This window comes from Vibrio makurazakiensis (assembly GCF_050337375.1).
Lineage (GTDB): Bacteria > Pseudomonadota > Gammaproteobacteria > Enterobacterales > Vibrionaceae > Vibrio > Vibrio makurazakiensis.
In genome coordinates this window covers 1-3660 of sequence record NZ_JAKJSW010000307.1, presented here as the reverse complement: position 1 = coordinate 3660, position 3660 = coordinate 1, and the positions used below count along the sequence as shown (strand labels likewise).

Annotated in this window: 4 protein-coding genes; 2 read left to right on the top strand and 2 right to left on the bottom strand. The window is 40.9% G+C overall.

The window, feature by feature from the left end:
* Window positions 1–170, bottom strand: a 170-nt coding sequence (locus L4C33_RS20475; protein ID WP_428814240.1) for an HAD hydrolase-like protein, incomplete at its 3' end; no start/stop codon positions are given.
* 89 nt (window positions 171–259) lie between these two features.
* On the opposite strand from L4C33_RS20475, the gene arfB reads away from it, so the two are divergent.
* Window positions 260–670 carry an alternative ribosome rescue aminoacyl-tRNA hydrolase ArfB gene (gene arfB / locus L4C33_RS20470; RefSeq protein ID WP_428814239.1) on the top strand — a complete coding sequence of 137 codons (411 nt, stop codon included), beginning with the start codon at window positions 260–262 and terminating at the stop codon, window positions 668–670.
* Window positions 671–822: 152 nt separating this feature from the next.
* Window positions 823–2589, top strand: a complete 1767-nt coding sequence (locus L4C33_RS20465; RefSeq protein WP_428814238.1) for a methyl-accepting chemotaxis protein — start codon at window positions 823–825, stop codon at window positions 2587–2589.
* A 108-nt stretch (window positions 2590–2697) separates the two neighbouring features.
* On the opposite strand, the gene L4C33_RS20460 is transcribed toward L4C33_RS20465, so the two are convergent.
* On the bottom strand, window positions 2698–3660 hold a 963-nt coding region (locus tag L4C33_RS20460), incomplete at its 5' end, for a S1 family peptidase (RefSeq protein WP_428814237.1).

Here is a 3660-nt window from a genome sequence, read left to right as displayed (position 1 = left end):
ATTTTGTAGCTCGGCATTCCACCAAGGCTGTGTAACCACCCCGAATCAAACTCAAACCCAAAGTGTTGAGCCGTCTGTTGCCACGCTGTTATGTGAGACGGCATTGTATCAAGCAGGGTTCCATCCATATCAAAGATTAGTCCTGCGTACTTATCTAAGCTTATTGTCATCGATTACACTTAGTGAATGCTAAAAACATACTGCTACCTTATCTAATATTCAGTATCATGCGCTAACTTTTTTTGTAGGTTGCTCTCGTATGCTTCAAATATCTAACGCCGTCGCTATTCAAGATTGGGAAATTCAATTGACCGCTATCCGTGCGCAAGGCGCCGGTGGTCAAAACGTCAACAAAGTATCGAGTGCTATCCACCTTAGATTTGATATTAAACACTCCACTTTGCCTGACTTTTATAAAGAGAGACTACTTAAAAGCCAAGATGGCCGAATAACAAAAGATGGCGTCATTATTATCAAGGCTCAACAGTACCGCACCCAAGAACAAAATAGAGAAGATGCCTTAAATCGCTTGAAAGAAATTATCCTAGAGGCTGCTAAAACAAATAAAGTAAGACGAGCGACAAAACCGACAAAAGGCTCTCAAAGACGAAGATTAGATAAGAAAAATCAACGAAGTAACACAAAAAAATTGCGAGCAAAACCGATTTAATCTATTTAAACCGATTAACACCTTATATTTAAATTGCGTATTGATTCTAATAGCTTATGCTTAAGTTGTTATTGATAATTCTGGTAGTTATAGAGCTAAGGAATATTCAAATACTTAGTTCTTGAGAAGTAGTTTAATTTTAGGGGTTTGTAATGAATATAAAACAAAAATTGTATTCACTGGGCTTTATTGCCATTTTTGGTGTATTAACATTACTGTATACCGCAACGTATTTTGCACGAACTTCCGCAGARATAAATCAAGCGGTGAATTTGGTGTCACAACTAGAGATACGCTTACTTAACCTTAGGCGTAATGAGAAGGATTTTTTGTTGAGGTTCGACCTCAAGTACCTTAAGAAGTTTTCAGGGAATGTCTCTTTATTCCTAGAAAAAGAAGAACAACTGTCCTCTTTACTCCAAAAACATAACCTTCCCTCTAGTGAGCTTTTCAAACAAGATTTAATTAAGTACCAATCTGGATTCGAAAAACTTGTTAACGCGTATACTGTGCGTGGATTAACACCTACTGACGGTCTTATTGGTCAATACAACCAAGCTCTCAACTCATCAAAGTCCAACGCTAACCTAGAAGGCTTACTACAGTTAATTCAGTTTGACAGGGCTCTGCAAGAAGGTAAGTTTGAACCACAGCTTCTTTCTGACATCAGCTCTCCAGCACTAGTATCTGCTGCACAAACGCTATTTAACCAAAAGCAAACCGTTGGGCTTAAATATAACGAAGGCCTACTTGGTGATACGCGCGCACTATCCCACAGCGTCGAAGAACAATTCAAAAACTTTTTTTCGGCCTTGCAGTCAGAACAAACTGCACAACAGGATAAGTTAACTCTTGTTAAGCAAGTCGTCACCTCTATCGTTTTATTGATTATCGTATTACTCGTATTCCAAATATCCCGATCTATTAACCTGCAAGTAAGTAAACTATCTACGGTTATTCGTAAAATCTCACAAACCAATGRTGTAGGAATGCGCGCTGATCTAACGGGTAACGACGAGCTCACTACCATTGGTCAACACTTCAATCAGCTACTAGAAAAATTTGAAGACCTCGTGTGTGGTTCTCAAGACAAATCACAACAGCTTTCTTCAAGTACTGGAAATATGCACACCCAGCTTGAAGATGTAATTGAACAATTTCACGTACAAGCGGATCACACCACAACCATGGCTACAGCCGTACAGGAGATGGTGGCAACGATCAATGAGATTTCAGAAAGTACAACGGTTGCTGTTGAAGGTGTTCAACAAGCCGCAAACAATGCAGAGAATGGTCGAAGTGTTGTAAAAGCTACGGTGAACAATATTGGTGAGCTCTCTTCGACTCTTGCTAATAGCCAAGAATCGATTAACTCGCTCAACGGCCACGTAGACAAAATTGGTGGAGCGGTTCATATTATTCAAGAAATTGCGGAACAGACTAACCTTCTTGCTTTAAATGCCGCGATAGAAGCAGCGCGAGCTGGTGAACAAGGTCGCGGGTTTGCAGTGGTTGCGGATGAAGTTCGAGCTCTAGCCAGCCGCACACACCAGTCAACTGAGGAAATAACCAAAGTTGTCTCCGCTATCCAAACTCAAATGTCGACGGTAGTCGCTGATATTGACCAGTGTAACCATCAAGGTCAGGATACGTTGAACGCTTCAGAACAACTTGACTCGAGTTTAAGCCAGATCATCAATGATATGGGGACTATTCAAGCAAACTCAGAGCGAATAGCCTCTGCAATTGAAGAGCAAGGTATCGTAATGAATCAGGTTAGTGAGTCAATTACTGAGCTTAATTCAATATCAGAAAATAACATGCAATCCGCTCAAGAGTGTTTAAACGAGGTGAATTCTGTTTCTGCTCAGGCTACTGACATGGACAACGCTGTCGCTGAGTTCAAAACCAACAAGTAAACTCACTAACAACCAAACTTAGTGTCAAACCTTCAAGATCTAAAAAGCCCCTATCCAGGGGCTTTTTTTATGTTTCTAACGATCTCTATTTCTCATTAACTGAGATAATTAACGTGTCACAGATGCTTTCCTAAAACGACCAATTAGCGCGAGAAAACCTAATCCTAAAAATGAAAGGCTGCCACCACTTGAACCAGAAGCGTCGTTAGTCGTAAGTGTATTAGAGCCACTCAATAAAATTCTTCCATAAGTGTCTAAATAAGTTTGGCGATCTGAACCAGTAACAGTTCTTTGAGGTGTTTCACTACCCGCTAACACGCTATCGATCCAAGTTCTGTAGTCGTAAATCTCAGTAAAAACAGAGGTCACGCCCCCTGTGTACCCACATGTCGATGGACCAAAACTTGTAATACCCACTTGAACGTACTGGCTGCCATCGTACCAATAAGCAGGACCACCAGAGTCCCCCTGGCAAGTACCGCCATTCAACCCTGTGGATGCGCTGTAATTACCATCAAAACAGATTTGGCTATCGGTCATTTTACTACCTTCAGTAAAGTAACCTTTACATGTGGTGTTATCGATAAGATTTAAGTCGGTTTGCAACAAATTCGTTGTAGTATCTGAACCTGTCGACGTGTTGCCATGCCCTACCGCTTTGTAAGAGGTATTAACGTTATCAGCCCGGTAAGATTCTGATGAGGGGCGAACAATCACATCGTTCACCGAATCGATATTCAAAGAAGATTCTAGTTTCAGAATTGCGATATCATTCGGCAATAAATCTGAAATATCGTTGGAGTAATCATTACGATAATAGATTTCAGAAACTCTTACTCGTTGGATATTGCCTGAAGGGTAATCTGAGGAATCACCAAGTTGAGGGACGACCGTTGTAAAAAGCTGTAACGCATTACTACCATATATGCAGTGAGCAGCGGTGAGTATGTGTTGAGGATCAAGTATCGTCGCACCACAATACGGCTCAGGATAATAAACCCCATCATACTCGATACTGTCTACAAATAGATTTGCGATTGAACGGTATGTGCTTACTGGAGCGTCAGAGCC